This window comes from Nocardioides nanhaiensis (assembly GCF_039542785.1).
Taxonomy (GTDB): Bacteria; Actinomycetota; Actinomycetes; order Propionibacteriales; family Nocardioidaceae; genus Nocardioides; species Nocardioides nanhaiensis.
In genome coordinates this window covers 621,216-640,755 of sequence record NZ_BAABIM010000001.1, presented here as the reverse complement: position 1 = coordinate 640,755, position 19,540 = coordinate 621,216, and the positions used below count along the sequence as shown (strand labels likewise).

The window sequence follows — 19,540 nt, the reverse complement described above, 5'->3', positions numbered from 1 at the left end:
CGTCACCGGCAGCAGCAGCCGCGCCTAGGGCGAGGCGCCGTTGCGCACCCGGGAGAGCCGCAGGGCCGCGTCGACCGGGTCCCCGGGCAGGTAGGTGGCACCGAGCCGCTCGGCCACCGTCTCGTCGGCGCCCCGACCCGCGAGGTAGACGTCGAAGGCGGCCACCAGCTCGGCCACGGTCGAGCCGAGGCCGGTGAAGGCCGCGGGCAGCGAGCCGCTGAGCAGGATGACGTCGGGCTCGATGATGTCGGCTGCCACCTTCAACGACTCCAGCGGCGTGTGCGCTCCCAGGAACCGGGTGCGCCACCCGGCCCGCTGCAGCACCACCTCCACCGCCTTGAGCGCGATGTCGTGGGACTCGTAGGGCGTGCAGGCCAGCAGCGCCAGCGGCCCGGAGGCCGAGCCGGCGGCGAAGCTCAACGCTCCCAGGCGTCCGCGCACGACGTCGCTGGCGAAGTGCTCGTCGGCGACGTCGAGGTGGCCGTTCTCCCACCCCTCGCCCACGCGGCGCAGGAACGGGAACAGCACCTCGCGGATCGCGCTCTCCACCGAGACCGTGGCGAAGACCCGGTCGAGCACCGCGTGCATGCTCGCGGTGTCGTAGGCCACCATCGCGGTGTGCAGGTCCTCGACCGCCTGCGCCGCCGTCAGCGCCTGCGCCCGCAGCCCGCTCATGGGCGGACTCGCGGCCGCCTGGTCGCCACCCGGCACGTGGTCCGACGCGTCGTCGGCCACCTGGTCGGACACCTGCTCGGGCGGGCCGTCCACCGCCCGGTCGCGTGCTGGCGCAGGCACCGCCGGCTGCGGGTCGGGGTCGGTGACCGGGGCTCGCTCGGAGGGCGCGACCGCACGCAGGCGGCGCGGGTGACCCGGCTCGGGCACGTCGGCCGGCATCCGCGCACGGTCGGCCGCCAGCACCTCGGCGGCCGCCTGCGCGGCCGGCACGCCGCGCCCCCGCGCCTCGACCATCGCCCGGGCCCGGCGCTCGTCCTCGGGACCGTAGAGGCGATAGCCCGCGGCGGTGCGGGCGGGCTGGAGCAGCCCGTAGCGGGTCTCCCAGGCGCGCAGCACCGTCTCGCTGACGCCGACCCGCGACGCCAGGACGCCGATGCGCCACCGATCCGCTGCTCCCACGCTCATGCGGCCTCCTCCTCGTGGGTACCGAGGTTATACAAACCCTGGACAGGTGTGGTTCCATAGACACCGGAAACCGAGCAGGAGGTGACACACATGGGTGAGGAATTCCAGCCCGTGGGACCGCTGCTTGACTCCCTCGGCGTCCAACGCGAGGTCGTCGACGGGGAGCTCGTCGTCGGCGCAGTCGTCCTTCTCAAGGTCCTCGAGGCCGACGGGACCGTCTCCATGCGGTCGGCGTGGTCGCCGGGACTGTCGTGGATGGAGCGCGTCGGCATGCACTCCTCCGCGGCGCAGGTCGACATGCCGGGTCGTGCGAGCGACCCCGCGCCGGCGCGACGCAACGACGCGCGCGACAGCGACCTGTACTGACAGGTCCGGCAGCGCCTGCAGCACGCACGCCCCTCCCACCCACGGTGGTGAGGGGCGTTCGCGTCTGCGGGCCCGAGTGCTGCGGGGCCGCGCCCACACGCACGAACGCCACGACCGCCCCGGTGAGGGCGGCCGTGGCGCAGGTCGGGACGCGACGCGGTCAGCGCGTGGTCAGCCCGCGTCCGCGAGCGCACCGCGCAGCTGGGCCAGCACGCTCTGCAGCAGCTTGGAGACCTGGGTCTGCGAGCAGCCGAGCCGCTCGCCGATCTCGCGCTGGGTGAGCTCGTCCACGAAGCGCCAGGTGAGCACCTGCTGGTCGCGGGCACTGAGCTGACGCAGCACGGGTGCCAGCATCAGCCGCATCTCGCTGCGACGCTGGTCCTCGTCGTTCGGGTCCGCCACCAGCTCGCTGATCCCCAGCTCGCCGGCGCCGACCGGCTGGTCGAGGGAGACCACGAAGATGAGGCCGCGCGCGCTGAGGGCCTCGCGCACCACCTCCACCGACTCCTCCACGTCGGCGGCGAGCTTCTCGACCCCGGCGGCGTCGAGCCGATCGGTGGAGTGCCCGGCACCGAGGATGCGCGCGTGGGCACGCTGCACGTCGCGCGGGGGCCGCACGGTCCAGCCGTGGTCGCGGAAGTAGCGGCGCAGCTCGCCCTCCATGCAGGGCACCGCGTAGCTGAGCAGGTCGCGGTCCATGGCGGGATCGAAGTTCTGCACGGCTCGCACCAGGGCGAGGTAGGCCACCTGCTGCAGGTCCTCGGTCGGGACACCACGGCGGGCGTGGCGCTGGGCCACGGCATCGGCGACCTGCATGTTGACCGTGACGACGTCCTCGAGCAGGAGCCGACGCTCCTCGCTGCCGACGGGGGCGGCGGCCGCGCGGGCCAGCAGCTCGGTGGTGCGCTCGGAGCGCTCCGCGCGGGGCAGTCGCCCAGCCCGGGCTGGTCCGCCGTCTCGACGCATGGGGGTGACCGACATCGTCCTACCGCCTCTCAACCTTGGGGCCCACGAGTGCGGGCAACTGCCTGTACCTTAATTGAACCCTCTACAAACCCTCCACATCAACTTTTCTCGGACGGTCCGCGCTGGACCCCCGGCTCCGGGGGTACCGGCCAGACCACGGCCCGTCCGGACGACCCGGTGTCATGAGGTGGCCGCTCCCATCCCCCTGACCCCCACCCGCGGTCGGACCGAGACTCCTGGAGCTCCCACGATGAGCCAGACCGTCGATCCCGCACCCATCTCCCGCCGGCCGCTGCGGCAGCTCGCGGCGCTCACGTGGGTGGTCGGCGCGGGCGCCGGAGCCGCTCTGCGACTGGCCTCCCTCGCCGCCGGTCCGGTCTGCGCCGGGTGCAACCGGGTCCCGGTCGACCGGCGCGGCGGCACCTGCTCCCCGGCCTGCTTCAACCGCGTCTGAGGCCGGCGCCGACCGGTCGCTCCGGCTGACGCCGCAGCCACCACCCGCGACGCGATTCGCCCTCGCGCGCGGGCGCGGGCGGTGGCTTCCGCCACGGTGCGCGAGCAGCTGTCGGCGGTCCAGACCGGTCTGGACCGCCACGGGCGCTCGACGCGTCATCCGGTGCCGGCGGTGCCGGCGGTGCCGGCGGGGTCAGCGGTGCTGATCGAGGATCGAGGCCGGTCGCGGCCGGTCGAGGGAGCGGTACCGGGTCAGCGACCCTGCCAGCGCGGCGGGCGCTTCTCGGCGAACGCGGTCGCACCCTCGACGGCGTCCGCGGAGCCGAAGACCGGGTCCACCAGCTCCGCCTGACGACGCCACGCCACCTGCGCAGGCCAGTCCGGGGCCGCCAGCGCCACCTGCTTGGTCACCGCCACGGCCAGCGGGCCGTTGGCCGCCACGGTCTGCGCCAGCGCGAGGGCGCCCTCGAGCGCACCGCCCTCACCGGTGAGACGGTTGACGAGTCCCAGGTCGGCGGCCCGCCGCGCCTCCACCGGCTCGCCGGTGAGCAGCATCTCCAGCGCCAGGGTCCGCGGGATCCGCTGCGGGAGCAGCATCGCCGCCCCCGCCGCGGCGACCAGGCCCCGCCGGACCTCGGGGACGCCGAAGCGGGCGGTCTCCGCGGCCACCACCAGGTCGCAGGCCAGCACCATCTCCAGGCCGCCCGCCAGCGCCCACCCCTCCACCGCCGCGATCAGCGGGGTGCGAGGCGGTGCCTCGACCAACCCGCCGAAGCCCCGGCCCTCCAGGAAGGGCACGTCACCGGCGAGGAAGCCCTTGAGGTCCATGCCCGCGCAGAACGTGCCGCCCGCGCCGGTGAGCACGCCGACGCGCAGCGCGTCGTCACCGTCGAGGCGGTCCAGGGCGGCCGCCACGCCCGCCGCGACGGCGCTGGTGACGGCGTTCTTGGCCGCCGGCCGGTTCAGGGTGATCACCAGGACGTGCTCGTCGCGCACCTCGGTGAGCACCACGTCGTCCCGGTGGTCCGGGGGCCGGCTGTCGTGGTCCGCCTGGCTGGGGTGGTCGCTCACGGGGGTCCTCCGGGGTGTCGGGTCGGGTCTGATCGAGCCGGGTCAGGGCGTCGGGGGCAGGTGCAGGTCGGTGCCGGCGAGGCCGGGTCGCACGACGACCTTGGCCAGCGCGCCGGGATCGGCCAGGGCGTCGAAGGCGCCGGCGACGCCGTCGAGCCCGACCTCGCCGGTGAGCAGCGGCGTGGGGTCGACCTCACCCTGGGCCAGCAGGTGCAGCGCGTCGCGCAGCTCGCGCGGCGTGTAGCCCAGCACGAAGCGCAGGTCGATCTCCTTGTTGACCGCGATCGCGGGGCGGATCGCGTCCTGGCCCATGCACACGCCCACCACGACCACCCGCGAGGCCAGCGGCGCCGTCGCGATCAGGTGGTCGAGGATGCCGGGCACGCCGACGCACTCGAAGACCACCGGCCCGCTCGGCGTGGCACCCGCGGCCTCCGCCGCGCGCATCACCTGCCACCACGGCAGCAGCGGCAGGGCGCGCAGCTTCTCCATGCTGCCGACGGCCAGCTCGAAGAGGCCGGCGGCGGTGAGGTGGCGGTCGGCGTGCGGCTCGAAGGGCGACCCGGCGGCGGGGTCGACCACGAGGTCCGCGCCCATCCGCTCGGCCAGGGCGCGACGCCCGGGTGAGGGGTCGCTGGCCACCACGGTGCGCACGCCGGTGGCCTTGAGCATCGCCACGACGGCCAGGCCGATCGGACCGCAGCCCACCACGTAGGCCACCTGACGACTCCCCACGGCACCGCGGCGCACGGCGTGCAGCGCGACCGCCATCGGCTCGGTCAGCGCCGCGGCGTCCGCGGCCAGCCCGTTGGGCACGGGCAGCACCATGGACTGCTCGGCGAGCATCCGCTCGGCGTAGCCCCCGGGCGCCATCGGGCTCAACCCGGTGGTGTGGACGGCGCCCGCGGCGCGCAGCAGCGGGAACACCGCCACCCGCGTGCCGGACCGGACCCGCGCCGGGGTGCGCGGGCCGTGGTCGAGCACGGTCGCGCACACCTCGTGGCCCATCACGACGGCGTCGTCGGGCCGCATCACGTGGTCGTAGCCGGTGGCGGCGGCCGCCTGCGCGAGCTCAGCCGCGTGGTGACGGGCGTGCAGGTCGGACCCGCAGATGCCGCAGGCCTCCACCTGCAGCAGCACCTGCCCGCGCGCCGGCACGGGCTCGGGCAGGTCGCGCACCGCGAGCTCGGCGTGCTGGCAGACGACGGCTCTCATGGCCGCAACCTACCGAGAGCGTGTCCCGGTTGCGCCGACACGCTGCAGCCGCGCCGGCACGGAAGTACGCTCCGCGTCATGGGAGACGGAGGCCGCCGCGACCGGCGTGCCCCCGCGCCCGCGGACCCGGGCGAGGACCTCCTCGGCCGCTGGATGGCCCACCACGCCGGCGAGGCCCCGACCCCCGCCCGCCCGGACGACGGCGCCTCGCTGGTCGCCAGCCCACCCGAGGCTGCCCCCGGCTCCCTTCCACCGGCCGACGAGGGGTGGTGGGGCGACGCCGCTCCTGCTCAGCCGGTGGCGGCACCTGCCTCCCCGTCCGCGACCGACCCCGACACCACCGAGGCATCCGAGGTGCCCGAGCTGCCCGCGCCCACCCGGACCGCCCGCCCCTCGCGGCGCAGCCGGAGTCCGGAGCCGGCGCCCGTGCCGAGCGCCGTCACCTTCCCCCCGCGCCGCGGCCCGCGCCGGGTGCTCGGCCTGGCGCTTCTGCTCATGCTCACCGCCACGGGTCTCGCCGGGTGGTCGGCCTACCAGGAGCCCGACGTGGAGAGCCTCACCCTGCTGGGCACCCTGGCCACGCTGACCCTGGTCACGTGGGCGGTGCGGGCGGGCTCGGCGCTCACCACCCTCGAGGTGGTGGGCGGCCAGCTGCACGTGCACCAGGGCGGCCGTCGCACCACCTTCGACCTCACCAGCGCGTACACGCCGGTCGAGGTGATCGGTCGGCCCGGCCGCCGTGGCTGGAAGGTCGTGCTGGGGCGCGGCACCGCCCGCCGGCCGTTCGTCGTCGACGCCGGACTGGTCGACCCTGCGCGGTTCACCGAGGTGCTGCAGCGCTACCGCCCGCAGTGACGCCGTCCACCCCTGCCCGGGTGCGAGAGCAGCGCTCTCACAGTGTCAGGAGGCGGTGTCGATCCAGTAGCGCAGCTTGCCCTGCCGACGGTCCTCCAGCTCACCCCCGCAGGCCTCGATGGTGGCCGCACTGGCGCGGTTGTCGTCGTCGCACGTGACGAGCAGCCGCCGGATGCCGAGGTCGGCCGCCCGGCCCACCGAGAGCCGCAGCGCCCGGGAGGCGTGCCCCTCCCGGCGCCGGCTCGGACGCACCGAGTAGCCCACGTGGCCGCCCTGCTCGAACAGGAAGTCGTTCAGGGTGTGCCGCAGCGCCAGGAACCCGACCACCTGCCCCTCACCGGCACCGTCGTGCCCGTCCTGCCCGTCGGTGATCCAGTAGTGGTCGCAGTGCACCATCCCCGGCGGCGGCGCGAGGCTGGTGTCGGCCAGCTCGGCGAGCATCTCGACGACGCGCGCACAGCCGGCCCGGGTGGTGTCCAGCGGCTCGTCCTGGGGCAGGTTCCAGAGCCCGGCGCCCTGCATGGCGGGGACGCTGTCGAACTCGGCGACCGCGGCCGCCCAGCTCTCGTGCAGCCGGACCGTGGGCACCACCAACGTCGTCATGCCCCCATCCTGACGGGCGGGGTCGGCGTCCCCGACGGGTGGGGAGGGGGCCGAGCACCCCGACGACCGCCACCCTTGCGCGCGGTCGAGAACCTGTTCTAGTTTGGACACATGTCCAACCAGGTGTCCAGCGTCGCCGGCCTCCCCCGCCGCCACGCGACGCCGCGCCAGGCCGAGACCGTCGAGCGGCTGCTCGCCGCCGGTGCCGAGGAGCTGCGTCGCTCGGGGCACCAGGCCCTCACCATGCGCATGGTCGCGCGGCGCGCGGAGGTCTCCTCGGCCACCGCCTACACCTACCTGGCCTCCAAGAACCACCTCTTCGCCGAGCTGTTCTGGGCCGCGCTCACCGCCAGCGACGACGGCGACCCGGTCGGCGCCACGCGCACCGAGCGGGTGCAGTCCGTGGTGCGCACCCTCGTCGCGGTCCTCGACGCCGAACCCGCGCTGGCGGCCGCCGTCACCTCCGCGCTGCTCTCCTCCGACCCCGACGTCGAGCGCCTGCGGCTGCGGATCGGCACCTACCTGGTCGAGCGCTTCCAGCGGGCCCTGGGCGAGGACGCCGACCCGGTGCTGCTCGAGGCCGTCACGCTGGCCTTCACCGGGGCGCTGCTGCAGGGCGGGATGGGCGTCATCGGCTACGCCGAGATGGGCGAGCGGCTGCTCGCCGTCGTCGCCGCGATCCTCGAGGGACACCCGGCATGAGCACCCCAGGACGTTCTCCGACTCCCCCGCTGCGCTCCTCCGACGGACGACACCGCGGGGACACCGCATGAGCACGCCGGCGCTCCTGGACCCCTACGACTACGCCTTCCAGGACGACCCCTACCCGGTGTACGCCCGGCTGCGCGCCGAGCAGCCGCTGCACCACAACCCCGAGCAGGACTTCTGGGCCCTCACCCGGCACACCGAGGTGTCTGCGGCCTTCCGCGACGAGGGCACCTTCTCCAACGAGATGGGCGTCTCGATCGACAACGGCGCCTGGGGGCCGCACGCGCACCGGATCATGTCGTTCCTGGCCCTCGACGGGAAGCGCCAGCAGCGGCTGCGATCCCTGGTCTCGCGCGCGTTCACGCCTCGCCGGGTGCGCGAGCTCGCGCCCCGCGTGCAGCAGCTCGCCGACCACTACCTCGACGCCGCCCTGGTGCACGGCGAGGAGCACGACTGGATCGCCGACGTCGCCGGCCGGCTGCCCATGGACGTGATCTCGGAGATGATGGGCGTGCCCGTGGAGGACCGCGACGAGGTGCGGCGACACGCCGACCTGCTGGTCCACCGCGAGGACGGTCTGCGCGACATCCCGGCTGCTGCCGCCGACTCCTTCCTCCACCTGGTCGGCTACTACGCCGACATGCTCGAGCAGCGGCGCACCCGGCCCACCGACGACCTGACCTCGGCGCTGATCGCGGCGCGGCTCGACGGCGGCGACCGGCTCGCCGACGAGGAGATCATCGCCTTCCTGACCCTGATGGTCGTCGCCGGCAACGAGACCACCACCAAGCTGCTCGGCAACGCGCTCTTCCACCTCGCCGCCGACCGCCGCCAGCTCGACGAGGTGCTCTCCGGCCCGTCGGGCTCCCCGGACCTGGTCGCGCCGTGGATCGAGGAGACGTTGCGCCACGACAACTCCACGCAGATGCTGGCCCGCCACCTGCTGCGGCCGGTCGAGGTCGAGGGCGTGACGGCGCCCGCCGGTGCCAAGCTCCTGCTGGTGCTCGGCTCGGCCAACCGCGACGAGACCGTCTTCACCGACCCCGCGCGCTTCGACCTGCACCGCGCCCCCGCCGAGCTGGCACGCAGCGTCTCCTTCGGCGGCGGCCGGCACTTCTGCCTCGGTGCCAACCTGGCCCGGCTCGAGGCCCGCATCGTGCTCGAGGAGCTGGTGCGCCGGGTCGCCTCGTTCGAGGTCGACGTCGACCGCGCGCGGCGCGTGCACTCGGTGAGCGTGCGCGGGTTCGCCTCCCTGCCCGTGACCGTGCACCTGCGCCCGGGCCGACCGGGTGCCGACCGGTGAGCGCCCGCTACCCGCGGCCCGAGCGACGGCCCGCCGTCGTCACCGGGGCCTCCTCGGGCATCGGGGCGGCCACCGCGCTGGCGCTCGCCGCCGTCGGCCACCCGGTCGCGCTCGGCGCCCGGCGCACCGAGCGTCTCGAGGCGCTCGCCGCCTCCATCCGCGAGAGCGGCGGCGAGGCGGTCGTCGCCCCGCTCGACCTCACCGAGCCGGACGCGGTCGAGGCGTTCGCCGCCGCGGCACGGGAGGGCCTCGGCGAGATCGAGACCGTGGTGAGCAACGCCGGCGCCGTCGCGCCCGGCACCACGCACGAGGTCAGCAGCGAGCGCTTCGCCCGCGAGCTCGACCTCGCCGTCGTGGGTGCCCACCGACTGGTGCGCGCCTTCGTGCCCGCCATGGTGGAGCGGCAGCGCGGTGACCTGGTGGTCGTCTCCTCCGACGTCGCCGTGCGCGCGCGGCCGTTCATGGCCGCCTACGCCGCCGGCAAGTGGGGCCTGGAGGGCATGGCCCACGCGCTGCAGATGGAGCTCGAGGGCACCGGCGTGCGCTGCTCGATCGTGCGGCCCGGTCCCACGTGGAGCGAGATGGGCAGCGACTGGGACGCCGAGGAGGGCGCGTTCGTGCTCGACCAGTGGGTGCGCTTCGGCCTGGCCCGCCACCCGCACTTCCTCAAGCCACAGGCGCTCGCCGACGCCATCACCTACGTGGTGCAGGCCCCGCGCGGCGTGCACGTGAGCCTGATCGAGGTAAACCCCGAGGCACCCGTCGACGCTCCCGAGGAGTCCCGATGACCGACCCGACGACCGACCCCGTCACCGCCATCCCCGAGGTCTCCTACGCCGTGCTGGACGAGGTGCCCGACGACGGCCACGGCCACCTGGCCGAGATGCGTGTCGACCCGATCGGACTGTTCCACCGCGTGCGCGAGGAGTGCGGCGACATCGGCCGGTTCCGGCTGGCCGACCGCGACGTCGTCCTGGTCTCCGGCGCGGAGGCCAACGAGCAGTTCTTCCGGGCGCCGGACTCCACGCTGGACCAGGCAGCCGCCTACCCGTTCATGACACCGATCTTCGGGCCCGGGGTGGTCTTCGACGCCTCGCCCGAGGAGCGCCAGCAGATGCTCAAGAACCAGGCGCTGCGCGGCGACATGATGCGCGGGCACGCCGCCACCATCGAGCGCGAGATCCGGCGGATGGTCGCGCCGTGGGGCGAGGAGGGCGAGATCGACCTGCTCGACTTCTTCGCCGAGCTGACCATCTACACCACCTCGGCGTGCCTGATCGGCACCCCGTTCCGCGAGGAGCTCGACTCCTCCTTCGCGCACCACTACCACCGGCTCGAGCGCGGCACCGACGCCATCGCCTACGTCGACCCCTACGCCGACATCGAGTCGTTCCGCATCCGTGACGAGGCGCGCGCCGCGCTGGTGGCCCTCGTGCAGCAGATCATCGACCGGCGGGTCGAGCGCGGCACGGTGCCTCGCGAGGAGCGGGACCTGCTCGACGTGCTGATCAGCCTGGAGATGGACGCCGACCACATCACCGGGATCTTCATCTCGATGATGTTCGCCGGGCACCACACCTCCTCGGGCACGGCCGCGTGGGCGCTCATCGAGCTGATGCGCCACCCGGGGGCGATGGCCGAGGTGGTGGCCGAGCTCGACGACCTCTACGCCGGGGGCGCCGAGGTCTCCTTCGCCTCGCTCCGCGCCATCCCACACCTGGAGGCCGCGCTCAAGGAGACGCTGCGCCTGCACCCACCACTGATCATCCTGCTGCGGGTGGTGGCCGAGGAGATCGAGCTGGCCGGTCACCTCATCCCGCCGGGCACCATGGTGGCCGCCTCCCCGCGCGTCTCCAACCGGATCGCCGAGGACTTCCCCGACCCCGACGCCTTCGACCCCAGCCGCTACCTCGACCCGCGCCAGGAGGACCTGCAGCACCGCTGGACCTGGATCCCCTTCGGCGCCGGGAAGCACCGCTGCGTGGGCAACGCCTTCGCGATGATGCAGCTCAAGGCGATCTTCTCGGTGGTGCTGCGCGAGTACACCTTCGAGATGGCCCAGCCCTCCGAGGACTACCGCGACGACACCTCGAAGATGGTCATCCAGCTCGCCCAGCCCTGCCGGGTCGCGTATCGACGGCGCTCCTCGCGCGGGGGTGCCTGATGGGCATCCGGGTCGTCGCCGACCTCGACCTGTGCCAGGGCCACCAGCTCTGCCAGGGCGAGGCGCCCGAGGTCCTCGGCTTCGACGCCGGCGCCGACGTCGTGACCGTGCTCGAGGAGCACCCCGCCGACGCCCTGCGCCCCGGCGTCGAGGACGCCGTCCGCTACTGCCCCGCCCTGGCCCTGAGCATCGAGGAGACCGATGAGTGACCCCGTGACCCAGCCCGTGACCCGCGCGGAGATCGAGGAGTTCTGGGAGAGCTGGCTGGCGGTCAACCGCGAGGCCGAGCGGATCGGCGACTGGCGGATCATGGCCGACCACTACGCCGAGGACGCCAGCTACGGCTGGATGTACAGCCACGACGAGCACTTCATGGCGGTGGGCCGCGAACAGATCCGCGACTGGGCGATCGGCATCGAGATGGACGGCTTCGACGGCTGGCACTACGACTACGTGTGCACGATGATCGACGAGCAGAAGCAGATGGTGCTGGGCTTCTGGAAGCAGCGCTCGGGCATCGTCGAGGAGGCCACCGGTCGCGAGTACGAGATCCTGGGCATCGGCGGCTCGTGGTTCGGCGTCCAGCGGCAGACCGAGGGGCCGGACGCCGGGCAGCTGAAGTGGGCCTGGCAGCGGGACTGGTTCGACATGCCGTCGACCGCGCACACGTTCCTCCAGATCCTCGCCGACGGCAAGGCACCCGACACGCTGGTGCAACGGATGAAGATCCACGGGCACGGGGTTCCCGGCCACTACCACCTGGACGACATCCCCTCGACCGTGTGGCCGCCGCCGGTGGAGCGCGGCGACTTCGTGACCCAGGCCCCCGCGCCGTCGACCTCCGAGGCGCAGGCGTGAGCGCGCTCCCGCCCCCCGCGCAGCAGCTGGTCGACGGCGTCCTCGGGCCGGCGTCCGACGACGGCAGCTACCCGGTCCTGAACCCCGCCACCGGGCTCGAGATCGGCGTCGCCCCCGACTCCACGGCCGACGACGTCGAGGCCGCGATCGCCGCCGCGCGGCGTGCCTTCGACGAGACCGGCTGGTCGACCGACCTCGAGCTGCGGGTGCGCTGCCTGCGCCAGCTGCACGCGGCGCTGCTCGAGCACGCCGAGCCGTTCCGGGCACTGACCACCGCGGAGGTCGGGATGCCCGGCTTCATGATGGGTGCGGCCGGCTTCGACGTCCCGGTGGAGGGCCTGGCCTGGATGACCGACCTGGCCGAGGGCTACGCCGTCGAGCGCGACCTCGGTGTCGCGGAGCCGATGGGCATCGCCTCGCGCCGCACCGTGCGCCGCGAGCCGGTGGGTGTCGTCGCGGCGATCACCCCGTGGAACGTGCCCACCCAGATCAACCTCGCGAAGATCGGGCCGGCGCTGGCCGCCGGCTGCACCGTGGTGCTCAAGCCGGCACCGGACACCCCGTGGGTGGCCGCCGAGCTGGGTCGTCTGGCCGCCGAGCACACGGACCTGCCGCCGGGCGTGCTCAACGTCGTCACACCGCGCTCGAACGAGGTGGCGGCGGCGCTCACGACCGACCCACGCGTCGACATGGTCTCCTTCACCGGCTCCACCGGCGTCGGCCGCGCCATCATGGCAGCGGCCGCGCCGACGCTGAAGCGCGTCTTCCTCGAGCTCGGCGGCAAGTCCGCCGCGATCGTGCTCGACGACGCCGACGTGGCCGCCGCCGCCGGTGCCGCGGCGTTCACCGCCTGCATCCACGCCGGCCAGGGCTGCGCCATCACCACCCGCCTCGTGGTGCCGCGCGAGCGGTACGACGAGGCCGTGCAGGTGGCCGCCGCGACCATGGAGTCGATCGGGGTGAAGGACCCCGCCGACCCCGGCGCCATCTGCGGCCCGGTCATCTCCGCAGCCCAGCGCGACCGCGTGGCGTCCTACCTGCGGCTGGCGATCGAGGAGGGCGGCACCTTCGCCACCGGCGGCTCGGTGATCGAGCAGGACGGCTTCTGGGTGCAGCCCACCGTCGTCGCCGGGCTGGCGAGCTCCGCCCGGGTGGCGCAGGAGGAGATCTTCGGGCCGGTGCTCGTCGTCCTGCCGCACGACGGTGACGACGACGCCGTGCGGATCGCCAACGACTCGCCCTACGGGCTCTCCGGGTCGGTGGAGTCGGCGTCGCTGGAGCGGGCCACCGCCGTGGCGCGGCGCGTGCGCACCGGCACGCTCGCCGTCAACGGTGGGGTGTGGTTCAGCCCCGACGCGCCGTTCGGCGGCTACAAGCAGTCGGGCCTGGGGCGCGAGATGGGCGTGGCCGGGTTCGAGGAGTACCTGGAGACCAAGACGATGGCCTTCCCGGCCTGAGTGGCCCGGGTGACCTGATCAGAACGGACGACGCGATGACCGACTGGACCGAGAAGACCGTGGTGGTCACGGGGGCCGCGCAGGGGATCGGCGAGGCCTACGCCCGCGCCCTGGGAGCCGCCGGGGCCGCCGTGGTGGTGGCCGACCTCAACGCCGAGGCCGGCGGCGCCGTCGCGGCCGACATCGAGGCCGACGGCGGGCGCGCCACGTTCGTGCGCACCGACGTGGCCGACGCCGACTCGGCCGCGGCCTGCGTGGCCACGGCCGTCGAGACCTACGGCGGCCTGACCGGTCTGGTCAACAACGCCGCCATCTACGGCGAGATGCAGTTCGACCTGCTGATCAGCGTCGACTGGGACTACTACCGCCGGTTCATGGCCGTGAACATGGACGGCGCGCTGGTGATGACGCGCGCCGCCTACCGGGCCATGCAGCGTGCGGGTGGCGGCTCGATCGTCAACCAGTCCAGCACCGCCGCCTACCTCTACTCGGGCTTCTACGGCCTGGCCAAGGTCGGTGTCAACGGACTCACCCAGCAGCTCGCGCACGAGGTGGGCGGCATGGGGATCCGGGTCAACGCCATCGCCCCCGGCCCCACCGACACCCCCGCCACCCGCACCCAGGCCGGCGACGCCGCCGCGGAGCTGGTGAAGGGGCTCGCGCTCAAGCGGATGGGCCAGCCCGCCGACCTGGTGGGCGCCTGCCTGTTCCTGCTCTCCGACGAGGCCGCCTGGGTCACCGGCCAGATCCTGGCCGTCGACGGCGGCCAGACGTTCCGCGCATGAGCGCGCCCCGCGTCGGCTTCGTCGGGCTGGGCAACATCGGCAAGCCGATGGCGCTGCGGCTCGCGGCCTCGCCGATGCAGCTCGCGGTCCACGACCTGGCGCCCGGTCCGGTGGCCGAGCTGGCCGCCGCGGGAGCGGAGGTCGCCGGGTCGGTGGCCGAGCTGGCCGCGCAGGTCGAGGTGCTCGGCGTCATGGTGCGCGACGACGGGCAGGCGCGCGCGGTGCTCGACGAGGCGCTGACGACGGCGCGCGCCGGGCTGGTCGTGGTGGTGCACTCCACGGTGGCGCCCGGGACGCCGGCCGAGCTGGCGGCCATCGCCGAGCCGCACGGGGTGCGGGTGCTCGACGCCCCGGTGTCCGGCGGCCCGATGGGAGCGGAGGAGGGCACGCTGGCGGTCCTGGTGGGCGGGGCGGCGGACGCCGTCGAGGCGGCGCGGCCGGCGCTGGAGGCACTGGGCAGCAAGGTGGTGCACGCCGGGCCGATCGGTGCGGGCACCCGCTTCAAGCTGGCGCGCAACCTGATGCACTTCGTGGCGTTCACCGCCGCCACCGAGGCACAGCGGTTGGCCGAGGCGGCCGGCCTGGACCTGCGGGAGCTGGGCGAGGTGGTGCGGCACACCGACGCGATCACGGGCGGTCCGGGCGCCGTCATGTACCGCGAGAGCACTGCTCCGATCGCGCGGGACGACTTCTGGCACGGGGTGTTCGGACACGTCGCCGACCTGGGCGAGAAGGACCTCGGGTTCGCCATCGAGCTCGCGGAGGAGCTGGGGGTGGAGGTGCCGCTCGCCGAGCTGGCACACGTCCGACTGAGGAAGGGGCTGGGACTGTGAGCGGGTCAGCGGGGAAGTTCGACGGGCTCCCGGAGGCCCGGCGCCGTGGGCTGGAGAAGATGGAGCAGGTCTACGGCTTCGAGATGAGCGACGGCGAGGGCGACTTCTTCCGCTACACCACCGAGCACCTCTTCGGCGACATCTGGCAGCGCCCCGGCCTGACCGACCGCGACCGCCGGTTGCTGCTGATCGGGCTGCTCGCCGGCAGCGGCGGGCACGACGTGCTGACCATCCAGATCCCGGCTGCCCACGCCGCCGGGGAGCTCGACGACGAGCAGCTGCGCGAGGTCGTGATCCTGCTGTGCCACTACGCCGGCTGGCCGGTCGGTTCGCGGGTCAACGCGATCGTCGAGGAGACCATCGCGAAGGCCGCGCGGGCCGCCCGGCCGCCGGAGTAGTAGTCGATCAGCGGCGTCGCTCAGGCGGCGGCCGCCTCGCCCTCGGCAGCCGACCCGGCGCCCACCGGCTCCAGCGCCCCACGGACGACGTCGCGCACGTCGCCGACCACGTGCACCGTCAGTGCCTCGAGCACCTCGGCCGGCACGTCGTCGAGGTCGGGCTCGTTGCGCAACGGCACGAACACCTCGGTGAGCCCGGCACGCTGGGCCGCGAGCAGCTTCTGCTTCAGGCCGCCGATCGGCAGCACCCGACCACCGAGGGTGACCTCGCCGGTCATGCCCACCTCGGAGCGCACGGGCCGGCCGGTGGCCAGCGAGGTGAGCGCGGTCACCATGGTGATGCCGGCCGAGGGGCCGTCCTTCGGCACCGCGCCCGCGGGCACGTGCACGTGGATCGCACGGTCGAGGAACGCCGGGTCGACCCCGAGCTCCTCGGCGTGGGCGCGCACGTAGGAGAGCGCGATCTGCGCGGACTCCTTCATCACCTCGCCCAGCTGACCCGTGATCGTGAGCCCGCCGCGGCCGCCCTCCCCCGAGCCACCGGCGTGCGCCGAGGCCTCGATGAAGAGCACGTCGCCGCCCAGACCCGTGACGGCCAGCCCGGTCGCGACGCCGGGCACCGCCGTGCGCTCGGCCGACTCGGGCGTGAACCGGGCCCGGCCCACCAGGTCGGGCAGGTCGGCGACGTCGACCGCGACCTGCTCGGCATCGCCCGCCAGACGCGTCGCCGCCTTGCGCAGCGCGCGGGCCAGCAGCCGCTCCATCTGGCGCACGCCCGCCTCGCGGGTGTGGTTGGCGGCCAGCTCGCGCAGGGCCTCGTCGGTGATCGTGAACTCCTCAGGGCCCACCGCCGCGCGCTCCAGCTGCCGGGGCAGCAGGAAGTCCCGCGCGATCGCCACCTTGTCGTCCTCGGTGTAGCCGTCGATGGTGACCAGCTCCATCCGGTCCAGCAGGGCGCCCGGGATCTGCTCCACCACGTTGGCGGTGGCGATGAACAGCACGTCGGAGAGGTCCAGGTCGAGCTCGAGGTAGTGGTCGCGGAAGGTGTGGTTCTGCGCCGGGTCGAGCACCTCGAGCAGCGCGGCGGCCGGGTCGCCGCGGTAGTCGGCACCCACCTTGTCGACCTCGTCGAGCAGCACCACCGGGTTCATCGAGCCGGCCTCCTTGACGGCGCGCGCGATGCGACCGGGCAGGGCCCCCACGTAGGTGCGGCGGTGGCCACGGATCTCGGCCTCGTCGCGGACACCGCCGAGCGCCACCCGCACGAACTTCCTGCCCAGCGCGTGCGCCACGGACTCGCCCAGCGAGGTCTTGCCGACGCCCGGAGGCCCGGCCAGCAGGACGACGGCGCCCGAGCCGCGACCGCCCACCACCTGCAGGCCGCGCTCGGCGCGGCGGGCACGGACGGCCAGGTACTCCACGATCCGGTCCTTGACCTCCTCCAGACCGTGGTGGTCGGCGTCCAGCACGGCGCGCGCGGCGACGACGTCGGTGGAGTCCTCGGTGGTGACGCCCCACGGCAGGTCGAGCACGGTGTCGAGCCAGGTGCGCAGGTAGGCGACCTCGGGGCTCTGCTCGCTCGAGCGCTCGAGCTTGTCGACCTCGCGCAGCAGCGCCTCGCGCACGCCGTCGGGCACGTCGGCGGCCTCCACGCGGGCGCGGTAGTCCTCCGAGCCCTCCGGCTCACCCTCGCCGAGCTCCTTGCGGATCGCGGCCAGCTGCTGGCGCAGCAGGTACTCGCGCTGGGTCGTCTCCATGCCCTCGCGCACGTCGTGCCCGATCTTGTCGGTCAGCTCGGCCTCGGCGAGGTGCTCGCGGGTCCAGGCCAGCAGCCGGGTGAGCCGCTCCTCGACGTCGGGCTGCTCGAGCAGCTCGCGCTTGCGCTCGTCGCCCAGGTAGGGCGCCCACCCGGCTGTGTCGGCGATCGCGGCGGGCTCGGTGAGCCGCTGCACCTGGTCGATGACCTGCCAGGCCTCACGCCGCTGCAGCACCGCGACCACGAGTCGCTTGTACTCCTCGGCCAGCTCGCGTGCGGCGTCGGAGACGACCTCGTCGACGGGCTCGACCTCCACCCACAGGGCGGCACCGGGTCCGCTGACCCCGCTGCCGATCCGGGCGCGGCTGCCCGCTCGCAGGACCGCCGCGGGGGCGCCGCCGGAGAAGCGGCCGACTCGCTCGATGCCGGCGATGACGCCGTACGAGGCGTAGCGGTCCTCCAGGCGAGGCGCCACCAGCACCCGGCCGTCGGCCTCGTGACCGCCGCTGCGGGCGGCGTCGATGGCGGCCTGGGCGGCCTCGTCGAGCTCGATGGGGACCACCATGCCGGGAAGCAGCACGAGGTCGTTGACGAAGAGGACGGGAAGGCTGGAGGTCTGGCTGGAGGTCGGGTTCGAGGTCTGGCTGGCGGACATGGTCGTCTCGCTTTCGGTCGGCCGGGATCGCACCCGGGCGTGTGCAGGGCCCAACGGCCCGCTCGGCTGCCGCTGTTCCGGTGTTCTCCGTGGGCGAAACCGGGAGGCCCCCGCGGGATCGGGCAGAGTGGGAGCGTGAACGACAGCCAGGCGTCCGGGGTGCCCGAGCGCCAGATCGACGTGGAGCTGGCCACGCACACCGCGCGCGTGCTGGAGTGGGGGCCGGCCGACGGGCCGCTGGTGCTGGCGCTGCACGGCTTCCCCGACACCGCGCACACCTGGCGCCGGGTGGCGCCGCTGCTGGCCACCGCCGGCTACCGGGTGGCTGCGCCGTTCAGTCGCGGCTACGCCCCCTCCGGCCTGCCGAGCGACGACGACTGGTCGGTGCAGGGGCGGGTGGACGACGCGCTGGCGCTGCACGCCGCGCTGGGCGGCGACGGGCGGGCGGTGCTGGTGGGCCACGACTGGGGCGCGATCACCGCCAACGCGGTGGCCGGTCTGGCCGACCAGCCGTTCGCTCACGTGGTCTCGATCTCGGTCCCGCCGTTCAGTGCGGTGCTGCCGCGCCGCGACGTGCTGACCACCTGGCTGGGTGCGCTGGCCGGCCAACCGCTGCGCTCCTGGTACATCGGCTTCAACAGCGTGCCCGGCGTCTCCGAGCGACTGCTGCACCGGCTGGTGCCGCTGCTCTGGCGCCGGTGGTCGCCCGGCTACGACGCCGGCGACGACGTCGCGCACGTGCGCGACGCCACCCCCGACGCAGCTCGAGCGAGAGCAGCGCTCTCCTACTACCGCCACCTGGTGCGGCACGGGCCCGGCCCCGCCGCCGCGGCCCCCCGTCGTCCACTGCTCTACCTGCACGGCGCTCGCGACGGCTGCATCGACCGCCGATTCGCGCTCGTCGCCACCGGCGCCCTGCCCGAGGGGTCGCGCGTCGAGGTCGTCCCCGGCGCCGGCCACTTCGTGCCGCTCGAGCAGCCCGGCGCCGTCGCCCGTGCGGTGCTGGACTTCGTGGGGGCGGGGTGAGCGGGCGGGCATGTTACTGACCCGCCCGACTGCTACCTGCCCTCTCCATGACCCCATCTAGTACTCGCCGCGGTCAGTAACATGCCCGCGGTGACCACCCCCGGCAGCTACTTCACCCGCACCGGCCCGCGCACCTTCCGGCCCACCGAGCACGTCAGCGGAGGCTGGAACACCGCCGAGCAGCACGTGGCACCGGGCATGGGGCTGCTCGCCCATGCCATCGAAGCCGACCGCGACGCGCGGCGCGACGACGGCCTCGTGGTCGGCCGCCTGGGCTACGACATCCTCGGCACGCTGCCGATGGACGAGGTGGAGGTGGCGGTGCAGGTGCTGCGCCCCGGTCGCACCATCGAGCTGGTGGAGGCGACGCTGAGCCACGGGGGGCGGGCGGTGGTCCGGCTGCGCGCGTGGCTGCTGCAGCGCCACGACACCCGCGCGCTCGCCGGCTCCCCCGTCGAGCCGCTGGACCCGCCCTCGCACCCGCGCTGGGAGGCGTGGCACCCCTCGGAGGTCTGGCCCGGCGGGTTCATCGCCACGGCCGAGCTGCGCCGCGGACCCCACACCCCCGGTGCGGGCGCGTACTGGGTGCGTACCCCGGTCGCCCTGATCGAGGGCGAGCCGGTGAGCCGGCTGGCCGAGGTGGCGGGGCTGGTCGACATCGCCAACGGGATGGTGGCCCGCGTGGAGCCCGAGGAGGCGCTCTACCCGAACATCGACCTGACGGCGCACCTGGTGCGCGAGCCCGCCCCCGGCTGGCTGGGCCTCGACACCCGGGTCACGTTCGGCCCGGGCGGGCTGGGCCTGACCACCAGCACCCTGCACGACGAGCAGGGCCCGCTCGGCGTGGTCTCCCAGGTGCTGACCGTGCGCCCGCGCTGACTCCCCGGCGTGCCTGCGTGACCCACGCCTCACCGGCTTGGTGCATTTA

21 protein-coding genes are annotated in these 19,540 nt (G+C 74.2%); 15 read left to right on the top strand and 6 right to left on the bottom strand.

Features of this window, described 5'->3' with window-relative positions; all coding sequences use genetic code 11:
• Nucleotides 1-24: 24 nt before the first annotated feature.
• Nucleotides 25-1,140, bottom strand: coding sequence for a MerR family transcriptional regulator (locus tag ABD948_RS03090; RefSeq protein ID WP_345262585.1), 1,116 nt, complete (start codon nt 1,138-1,140; stop codon nt 25-27).
• A gap of 90 nt (nt 1,141-1,230) precedes the next feature.
• Between ABD948_RS03090 and ABD948_RS03085 the strand changes: the two genes are divergently transcribed.
• Nucleotides 1,231-1,506, top strand: coding sequence for a hypothetical protein (locus tag ABD948_RS03085; protein ID WP_345262584.1), 276 nt, complete (start codon nt 1,231-1,233; stop codon nt 1,504-1,506).
• Between the two features lie 171 nt (nt 1,507-1,677).
• Here the strand turns inward: ABD948_RS03085 and ABD948_RS03080 are convergent, their stop codons facing one another.
• The gene (locus ABD948_RS03080; protein ID WP_345262583.1) at nt 1,678-2,487 is read right to left on the bottom strand and encodes a sigma-70 family RNA polymerase sigma factor; all 810 of its coding nucleotides are present in this window, start codon (nt 2,485-2,487) and stop codon (nt 1,678-1,680) included.
• Nucleotides 2,488-2,722: 235 nt separating this feature from the next.
• Between ABD948_RS03080 and ABD948_RS03075 the strand changes: the two genes are divergently transcribed.
• A complete protein-coding gene (locus ABD948_RS03075) occupies nt 2,723-2,926 on the top strand; it encodes a hypothetical protein (protein ID WP_345262582.1) in 204 nt (67 codons plus the stop codon).
• Nucleotides 2,927-3,177: 251 nt separating this feature from the next.
• Here the strand turns inward: ABD948_RS03075 and ABD948_RS03070 are convergent, their stop codons facing one another.
• Together ABD948_RS03070 and ABD948_RS03065 are read right to left on the bottom strand one after the other, a co-directional pair.
• On the bottom strand, nt 3,178-3,996 hold the full coding sequence (locus ABD948_RS03070) for a crotonase/enoyl-CoA hydratase family protein (protein WP_345262581.1): 819 nt from the start codon (nt 3,994-3,996) through the stop codon (nt 3,178-3,180).
• Between the two features lie 42 nt (nt 3,997-4,038).
• Entirely contained in the window at nt 4,039-5,211 is a 1,173-nt protein-coding gene (locus tag ABD948_RS03065) for a zinc-binding dehydrogenase (protein ID WP_345262580.1), read from the bottom strand.
• A gap of 78 nt (nt 5,212-5,289) precedes the next feature.
• On the opposite strand from ABD948_RS03065, the gene ABD948_RS03060 reads away from it, so the two are divergent.
• The gene (locus ABD948_RS03060) at nt 5,290-6,066 is read left to right on the top strand and encodes a hypothetical protein (protein WP_345262579.1); all 777 of its coding nucleotides are present in this window, start codon (nt 5,290-5,292) and stop codon (nt 6,064-6,066) included.
• A 45-nt stretch (nt 6,067-6,111) separates the two neighbouring features.
• Here ABD948_RS03060 and ABD948_RS03055 read toward each other — a convergent pair whose 3' ends face one another.
• On the bottom strand, nt 6,112-6,669 hold the full coding sequence (locus ABD948_RS03055; RefSeq protein ID WP_345262578.1) for a GNAT family N-acetyltransferase: 558 nt from the start codon (nt 6,667-6,669) through the stop codon (nt 6,112-6,114).
• A 111-nt stretch (nt 6,670-6,780) separates the two neighbouring features.
• Between ABD948_RS03055 and ABD948_RS03050 the strand changes: the two genes are divergently transcribed.
• The 10 genes from ABD948_RS03050 to ABD948_RS03005 all read left to right on the top strand — a co-directional run bounded on the left by ABD948_RS03050 (nt 6,781) and on the right by ABD948_RS03005 (nt 15,175).
• Nucleotides 6,781-7,371 carry a TetR/AcrR family transcriptional regulator gene (locus ABD948_RS03050; protein ID WP_345262577.1) on the top strand — a complete coding sequence of 197 codons (591 nt, stop codon included), beginning with the start codon at nt 6,781-6,783 and terminating at the stop codon, nt 7,369-7,371.
• A 67-nt stretch (nt 7,372-7,438) separates the two neighbouring features.
• Nucleotides 7,439-8,680 (top strand): cytochrome P450, encoded by a 1,242-nt coding sequence (locus tag ABD948_RS03045; protein WP_345262576.1) that lies wholly within the window; start codon nt 7,439-7,441, stop codon nt 8,678-8,680.
• Nucleotides 8,677-9,468, top strand: a complete 792-nt coding sequence (locus ABD948_RS03040) for an SDR family oxidoreductase (protein WP_345262575.1) — start codon at nt 8,677-8,679, stop codon at nt 9,466-9,468. The genes ABD948_RS03045 and ABD948_RS03040 overlap by 4 nt, the downstream gene beginning before the upstream one ends.
• Nucleotides 9,465-10,844: a cytochrome P450 gene (locus ABD948_RS03035; protein WP_345262574.1), complete on the top strand. Its 1,380-nt coding sequence runs from the start codon at nt 9,465-9,467 to the stop codon at nt 10,842-10,844. The genes ABD948_RS03040 and ABD948_RS03035 overlap by 4 nt, the downstream gene beginning before the upstream one ends.
• Entirely contained in the window at nt 10,844-11,053 is a 210-nt protein-coding gene (locus tag ABD948_RS03030; RefSeq protein ID WP_345262573.1) for a ferredoxin, read from the top strand. Before ABD948_RS03035 ends, ABD948_RS03030 begins: the two co-directional genes overlap by 1 nt.
• Nucleotides 11,046-11,702: a hypothetical protein gene (locus ABD948_RS03025; RefSeq protein ID WP_345262572.1), complete on the top strand. Its 657-nt coding sequence runs from the start codon at nt 11,046-11,048 to the stop codon at nt 11,700-11,702. The genes ABD948_RS03030 and ABD948_RS03025 overlap by 8 nt, the downstream gene beginning before the upstream one ends.
• Nucleotides 11,699-13,159 (top strand): aldehyde dehydrogenase, encoded by a 1,461-nt coding sequence (locus ABD948_RS03020; RefSeq protein ID WP_345262571.1) that lies wholly within the window; start codon nt 11,699-11,701, stop codon nt 13,157-13,159. The genes ABD948_RS03025 and ABD948_RS03020 overlap by 4 nt, the downstream gene beginning before the upstream one ends.
• Before the next feature lie 35 nt (nt 13,160-13,194).
• Nucleotides 13,195-13,944 carry an SDR family oxidoreductase gene (locus ABD948_RS03015; protein ID WP_345262570.1) on the top strand — a complete coding sequence of 250 codons (750 nt, stop codon included), beginning with the start codon at nt 13,195-13,197 and terminating at the stop codon, nt 13,942-13,944.
• The gene (locus ABD948_RS03010) at nt 13,941-14,777 is read left to right on the top strand and encodes an NAD(P)-dependent oxidoreductase (protein ID WP_345262569.1); all 837 of its coding nucleotides are present in this window, start codon (nt 13,941-13,943) and stop codon (nt 14,775-14,777) included. Before ABD948_RS03015 ends, ABD948_RS03010 begins: the two co-directional genes overlap by 4 nt.
• Nucleotides 14,774-15,175 carry a carboxymuconolactone decarboxylase family protein gene (locus tag ABD948_RS03005; protein ID WP_345262568.1) on the top strand — a complete coding sequence of 134 codons (402 nt, stop codon included), beginning with the start codon at nt 14,774-14,776 and terminating at the stop codon, nt 15,173-15,175. The genes ABD948_RS03010 and ABD948_RS03005 overlap by 4 nt, the downstream gene beginning before the upstream one ends.
• 20 nt (nt 15,176-15,195) lie before the next feature.
• On the opposite strand, the gene lon is transcribed toward ABD948_RS03005, so the two are convergent.
• A complete protein-coding gene (gene lon / locus ABD948_RS03000) occupies nt 15,196-17,586 on the bottom strand; it encodes an endopeptidase La (RefSeq protein WP_345262567.1) in 2,391 nt (796 codons plus the stop codon).
• Between the two features lie 135 nt (nt 17,587-17,721).
• Here lon and ABD948_RS02995 point away from each other — a divergent pair, with 135 nt between their 5' ends.
• Together ABD948_RS02995 and ABD948_RS02990 are read left to right on the top strand one after the other, a co-directional pair.
• On the top strand, nt 17,722-18,612 hold the full coding sequence (locus ABD948_RS02995; RefSeq protein ID WP_345262566.1) for an alpha/beta fold hydrolase: 891 nt from the start codon (nt 17,722-17,724) through the stop codon (nt 18,610-18,612).
• A 90-nt stretch (nt 18,613-18,702) separates the two neighbouring features.
• The gene (locus tag ABD948_RS02990; RefSeq protein WP_345262565.1) at nt 18,703-19,491 is read left to right on the top strand and encodes a thioesterase family protein; all 789 of its coding nucleotides are present in this window, start codon (nt 18,703-18,705) and stop codon (nt 19,489-19,491) included.
• Nucleotides 19,492-19,540 lie beyond the last annotated feature (49 nt).